The organism is Gordonia sp. i37 (genome assembly GCF_002043085.1).
GTDB classification, from domain to species: Bacteria; Actinomycetota; Actinomycetes; order Mycobacteriales; family Mycobacteriaceae; genus Gordonia; species Gordonia polyisoprenivorans.
Genome location: NZ_MVPX01000640.1, coordinates 1 through 5,823, shown reverse-complemented (window position 1 = coordinate 5,823; position 5,823 = coordinate 1). Strand labels below are relative to the sequence as shown.

The window sequence follows — 5,823 nt, the reverse complement described above, 5'->3', positions numbered from 1 at the left end:
CCGCCTTGAACTCAGGCGTAAACGACCGACGCGTCCTCGACATAGTGACATCCTTCCAGCAGGGCCCACAGCCCCACTATCTCGGGTGTCCACTCAAACTGGGGAACCTCAAGATGCTGACGACGTTCATCAACGCGCTGCTTTCCGCCGATGTCGACGCGGTGTGCGGGGCCGGCTACAACTCCCGCAGCACCGAACGGGTCAACTCCCGCAACGGCTATCGCCACCGCGAGCTCGATACCCGGGCGGGCACCATCGACGTCGCGATCCCGAAACTGCGGGCGGGCACCTATTTCCCGGACTGGCTGCTCGAACGGCGCCGCCGGGCTGAGGCCGCGTTGTGTTCGGTGGTGGCCACCTGTTACCTGCTCGGTGTGTCGACCCGGCGGATGGACAAGCTGGTCCAGTCGCTGGGGATCACTGGTCTGTCGAAGTCACAGGTGTCGGTGATGGCCGCCGACCTGGACGAGAAGGTTGATCAGTTCCGCACCCGCCCTTTGGATTCCGGACCGTACACGTTCGTCGCCGCGGACGCTTTGACGATGAAAGTGCGTGAAGGTGGGCGGGTGATTACTGCGTCGGTGATGGTGGCCACCGGCGTCAACGCCGACGGGCACCGCGAGGTACTCGGGGTGCAGATCGCCACCGGCGAAACCCACGCCGGCTGGCTGGCGTTCTTCCGCGACCTGACCGCCCGGGGCCTGTCGGGGGTCGAACTGGTCACCTCCGATGCCCACGCCGGGCTCGTGGAGGCCGCTGCGGCCACCCTGGGCGGTGCGAGCTGGCAGCGGTGCCGCACCCACTACGCAGCCAACCTGATGAGTGTGTGCCCGAAAGCCGCGTGGCCCGGGGTCAAGGCGATGCTGCACTCGGTCTACGACCAACCCGACCCCGCCGCGGTGGCTGCCCAGTACGACAAAATGCTCGACACCCTCGCCGAGACTTTGCCCGCCGTGCACGCCCACCTCGACGCCGCTCGCGCGGATGTGCTGGCGTTCACCGCTTTCCCCAAAGAGCTCTGGCGCCAGATCTGGTCGAACAACCCCAACGAACGACTCAACCGCGAGATACGCAGGCGCACAGACGTCGTCGGAATCTTCCCAGACCGCAACTCCGTGATCCGCCTCGTCGGAGCCGTCCTGGCCGAACAACACGACGAATGGATCGAAGGCCGCCGCTACCTCGGCCTCGAGGTCCTGACCAAAGCCCGCACCACCACCACGACCACCACACCCGACACCACCCAGGAGGTACCCGCACTCACCTAACCGACACGCCCGAACGAAGGATCAACCCATACACCACGCCAAAGGACTTGACCTCGCAGTCCCGATCGCCCGCCGAAGGGGATATCGGCGCCGCTGGCCCGATAGCGAGTGCTCAGTCGTGAGATGCCACTCCTCGTGCCGCTGGTAGAGGCGGGCTACCGCGGCCTGGTGATGTGCGTGGCACAGTTCATGTCGCGAATAGCGACGTCGTTTTGAACCGATCGTCGACGCCGGGTCGCAGCGACTCTCCTCGTCTTCGAGCGTGATCGGCCGCCTTCGGATGGCAGCTCTGGGGGGACGAGAAGAATTCAGCTCAATGGGGTCAGCTGGGCTGCAATATCGGCGGTGTCGAGGATGACACGTTCGCTGACCACTTTGCCGTTCTCGTCGAAGTCGACGATGGCGACCATCTCCAGCGCGATCGTGTTGCCCGTGGCAGGCAATCCCGCATAAAGGCCGTCGTGCGTGCCGTCGAACCTCACCAACATCGCACCGGTGAGTCCTTCCTGACCCAGCGGCGTGATGGTGGCGCGGAGGTCGCTGAACGCACCGAAGAGCGATTCTTCGCGCGAACGCAATGCGTCGAGTCCGGCCTGGGGTCCGGTGAGGGGCGAGTTATAGGCGGCGGGTTCTGCCCACAGTGTGAGTACTGCGGCAGGATCGTGGGCGTTGACCGCGGCAGCTGCGGCTACAGCAAAGTCGTGAATGTACATGTGTTGGTACTTCTTTCGTTTGTCGATCGTTGGTGGAAACTGGTCACTTGCTTCAGGGGCGTACGGACCGTTCGGCCGCCGCGATGGCGACCCTGGCGGGCAGTCGGGTACTCAGGGCGGCGAGTGCGGCGTTGGAGAATCCGTCGACGACATCGGGTCGGTGGCGACGCAAGGCGCGCAACGCCGTGTCCACCACGTCGTCGGGAGTGCGTCGCCGCCCCACGGATGCGGCCTCGCCGACGATGTCGAAGAATTCTGTATCTGTGGCACCTGGACATACGGCGATGACGCGGACGCCGGTCGACTTGGTCTCTGCCCACAGCGCCCTGGTGAAGGAAAGGACGAACGCCTTCGTCGCGCCGTAGACCGCCATGTGGGGGATTGGCTGGAACGCCGCGGTACTGGCGATGTTGATCACCGTGCCGCTGCCTCTGGCCGTCATCGCCGGCAGGAACAACGTGGTGAGTTCGGCGAGGGTGGTCACGTTCAGTTGGATCTGGGAGACGATGTCGGCTGAGTTGGCCGTCACCAGATCCCCGTGGGCGCCGACTCCCGCATTGTTCACCAGGACGTCGACACTCAGGCCTTGTGCGACAACGTCATTGAACAATGTGGTCCCGGCGCCGGGGCGGGACAGATCACCGGAGATCACGCGCACGTCGGTGCCGTGCGATGCGTGTAGTTCCTTGGCGAGCGTGTTCAGCACGTCGGTGCGGCGAGCGACCAGGACCAGTCGCGCGCCGTGGGCGGATGCGCGCTGGGCAAAAGCGCGCCCGATCCCGGATGACGCGCCGGTGACGAGCACCGTCTTTTCGCGCAACAGTGCGTCTGCGAAGTCGGACATGGATTCTCCTTCAATAAATAAACCGACTGGGCGGTATGTCAAATGTATGATGAACTATCGGAGCTGAATGCGCAAGAAGGGGTACCGATGACGAACAGACAGTCAGGCAGGACTGTGGGACGACCTGCGGGACCGACGGCCAAGGGGGCGAGTACCCGAGCGCACATCGTCGACTCGGCAGCGACGGTCTTCGCCGACCTGGGCTACGACAACGCACGGATGTCAGTACTGGTCGACGCCACCGGCCTCACCAAGGGAGCCGTCTATTTTCATTTCGACAGCAAGGAGTCGCTGGCGCTGGCGGTCCTGGAGGACAAGAACCGTGAGTGGGTCAGCAAAGTGCGCAGCGCCTTGTCGAGCGTCCCCGCAGGTCGTCGTCTGGAGGCGCTGCTGCCGACGATGCTCACCATTCACCGAGACGACCCGACGGTGTGGGCGGTGTCGAAACTGACCCGTAACCTCACCGACCTGGGACAGGACAGTCCGGTTCGTCGACGGGTGGCCGAGGTGAACCAGGAATGGGTCGATCTTGTCGGCGCAGTAGTCGGCGAAGCCCAGGAGCGCGGGGAGGTGCGGGCCGATCTCGACTCGGTGAGCGTCGCCATCGCCTTGATCGGCGCCTTCGACGGACTGAAAGCGTTGCATGACACGCTGACCGAGGACGGTACCGAGCCGTTTGCGTCGGGTGCGCAAGCGCTCGGTGCGATGGTGGTTGCGGGCCTGGCGCCTACGGGTGGTGCGTGAGTCCTTCAGACCACCGCACCGGCTGGTCACCGTGCGGTCCAAACAAGTGCAGGATCTCGACGGTTGAGTTGTCCGCCGGGCCAAACCAGTGGGGTTCTGCGGTATCGAATTCGGCGACCTCGCCCGCCGTGAGTATCTCGTCGCGCTCTGCGACGATGACGCGCAGCGTCCCGGCCAGGACGTAGAGCCATTCGTAGCCCGGATGGGTGACGAGCTTCAGTGCGCGAGGGGAGAGCACCTGCTTGAACACCTGAATCCGTCCCGGATAGCCGGTCAGGGGGATGACGACGCTGCCGGTGTCGTGTCGGAAGGGCGTCAGGTGCACCCGCGGATCGCCGCTGGGCGGTGGGGCGATGAGTTGGTCCAGTGAGACGCGGTAGACCCCGGCCAGCGGGATGAGCAGGTCCAGCGTCGGCCGTCGCTTGCCGACCTCGAGACGTGACAACGTGCTGGCAGTGAGTCCGGCGTCGTTCGCGACCGTTTCCAGGGAGAGCCGGCGTTGCTGTCGGAGCCGGCGCAACCGTGGTCCGATGGCGTCCAGGATCGCGGTGACATCGGCATCGGGTGTCGGCGGTGCGTCACGGTTCACCGCTCAAGTGTGACGGCCTGTGTGTGGCACGGCCGGATTGTTTGCGGTTTCTGCAAGAACGCTGCGGATCGCTGAAGTGGCCAGTGCACACTCACGTCGTTCTGTTCACGCATCCAGACCACGAGACAGTGGTCCAAGGGGGTTCGCCTGTGTCCACTGCCGAGTCCGATGTCCTCAGCGCATCCAGACGCCGGTTGGTGCTCGTGGTGTGCGCGTCGAGTCTGTTCCTCGTAGGGCTCGACACCACGATCGTCAATGTTGCTCTGCCATCTATTGGTGACGGTCTGGCGATCGGCGCCCGCGGACTGGAGTGGGTCGTCGACGCCTACACGATCGTGTTCGCAAGCCTGTTGATCACCTCGGGTGCCATCGCCGACCGATTCGGTCGACGTCGGGTGTTCCTGATCGGCCTGATCGGGTTCGGTGTGACATCGCTGTTGTGCGCGCTGGCACCGAACGCGGGTGTGCTGATCGCGGCCCGTGCGCTGCAGGGGCTGTCAGCGTCCATGCTGAGTCCGGTCGCGTTGGCCATCGTCGTGGCGGCGACGCCGGATCCACGCGAACGGGCCAGGGCGATCGGCGTGTGGGCGTCGGTATTCGGGCTGAGCATGGCCGCCGGGCCCGTGCTCGGTGGCGTGCTGCTCCACAACTTCGAGTGGCGATCGGTGTTCTGGATCAACGTGCCGCTGGTGCTCGTAGCCCTGGTCACTGTGCTGACGGTGGTGCCGGAGTCGCACGGTGTGCGGACACGGCGTCTCGATCCGGCCGGTCAGCTCCTGCTGATTGCCCTGCTCGCGCTCGGCGTCGGCGCACTCATCGAAGGGCCACATGTCGGGTGGACCGCGCCGCCGATGCTGGCGATCTATGCGGGTCTCGTCGTTGGGGCGGGTGTCTTCATCGGTGTGGAGACACGCCGCTCCGCGCCGCTGATCGACCTCTCGGCATTCGGTCAACCCGAGTTCACCGCGGCCGTCCTCGGGGCCTTGGCCGTATTTGTCTCGATCTCGATGACCCTGTTGTTCACCACGTTCTACTTCCAGGTGGGACGCGGCTGGGCGCCCATGGCGACGGGCCTGGCCGTCCTTCCCATAGCCGCGGGCGCGACGGTCTGTGCACCACTCTCGGGCCGGATGGTCGCTTCGAGGGGCCCGCGCAGGCCGCTGTTCATCGCTGGTGGCTTCATGGCCGCCGGTGGTTTGCTCGCTTGGATGGCCACCGGGTCATTGTTCGGTGACGGTGACGTGTCGGTTCTGCTGCTGCTGGTGGCGTACGCGTTGTTCGGGGTCGGTATCGGTTTCGCGAACGCGCCCATCACCAACACCGCGGTGAGCAGTCTCCCAGCCGAGCGGGCCGGTGTGGCCGGCGGCATCACGTCGACCGCCCGGCAGGTCGGTGCCGCCGTCGGTATCGCCGTGGCCGGAGGATTGCTCGGCTCGGCGTTGACACCTGCGAGCGATGTCAGATCGGCCGAGCTTTCCGGGGTGCTGGCCCCGGGATGGCTCATCGTCGCCGCCTGCGGTGTCGGCCTCATCCTGCTGGCCACTGCCGCAACCACAAGCGCAGGGAAGCGAACAGGTCGACCCCAGTCTTGAGGGCCTGAACCTCGATCCACCGATCGGCTTTTTGATGTCTCGTGAAATGTGTTGTGTATGTTCGGGGTGGCGG

Annotated in this window: 6 protein-coding genes; 3 read left to right on the top strand and 3 right to left on the bottom strand. The window is 65.2% G+C overall.

The window, feature by feature from the left end; translation table 11 throughout:
• Positions 1–5 precede the first annotated feature (5 nt).
• Positions 6–1,268: an IS256 family transposase gene (locus B1964_RS29115; protein WP_253194266.1), complete on the top strand. Its 1,263-nt coding sequence runs from the start codon at positions 6–8 to the stop codon at positions 1,266–1,268.
• Between the two features lie 308 nt (positions 1,269–1,576).
• Here B1964_RS29115 and B1964_RS29110 read toward each other — a convergent pair whose 3' ends face one another.
• Both B1964_RS29110 and B1964_RS29105 read right to left on the bottom strand, forming a co-directional pair.
• Complete coding sequence (locus B1964_RS29110; RefSeq protein ID WP_079932267.1) at positions 1,577–1,981, bottom strand: ester cyclase; 405 nt, start codon at positions 1,979–1,981, stop codon at positions 1,577–1,579.
• A 52-nt stretch (positions 1,982–2,033) separates the two neighbouring features.
• On the bottom strand, positions 2,034–2,825 hold the full coding sequence (locus B1964_RS29105) for an SDR family oxidoreductase (RefSeq protein ID WP_079932266.1): 792 nt from the start codon (positions 2,823–2,825) through the stop codon (positions 2,034–2,036).
• 87 nt (positions 2,826–2,912) lie between these two features.
• On the opposite strand from B1964_RS29105, the gene B1964_RS29100 reads away from it, so the two are divergent.
• Positions 2,913–3,569 (top strand): TetR/AcrR family transcriptional regulator, encoded by a 657-nt coding sequence (locus tag B1964_RS29100; protein WP_172399012.1) that lies wholly within the window; start codon positions 2,913–2,915, stop codon positions 3,567–3,569.
• Here the strand turns inward: B1964_RS29100 and B1964_RS29095 are convergent.
• Positions 3,553–4,158 (bottom strand): helix-turn-helix domain-containing protein, encoded by a 606-nt coding sequence (locus B1964_RS29095; protein WP_079932264.1) that lies wholly within the window; start codon positions 4,156–4,158, stop codon positions 3,553–3,555. The two genes, B1964_RS29100 and B1964_RS29095, sit on opposite strands and share 17 nt — an antisense overlap.
• Positions 4,159–4,307: 149 nt before the next feature.
• On the opposite strand from B1964_RS29095, the gene B1964_RS29090 reads away from it, so the two are divergent.
• Positions 4,308–5,750, top strand: coding sequence for an MFS transporter (locus tag B1964_RS29090; RefSeq protein ID WP_139765960.1), 1,443 nt, complete (start codon positions 4,308–4,310; stop codon positions 5,748–5,750).
• The last annotated feature ends 73 nt before the right edge of the window (positions 5,751–5,823 follow it).

Coding starts and splice junctions, on each gene's coding strand:
- B1964_RS29100 (WP_172399012.1), top strand. CDS start 2,913: ATGACGAACAGACAGTCAGGCAGGACTGTGGGACGACCTGCGGGACCG.
- B1964_RS29110 (WP_079932267.1), bottom strand. CDS start 1,981: ATGTACATTCACGACTTTGCTGTAGCCGCAGCTGCCGCGGTCAACGCC.
- B1964_RS29105 (WP_079932266.1), bottom strand. CDS start 2,825: ATGTCCGACTTCGCAGACGCACTGTTGCGCGAAAAGACGGTGCTCGTC.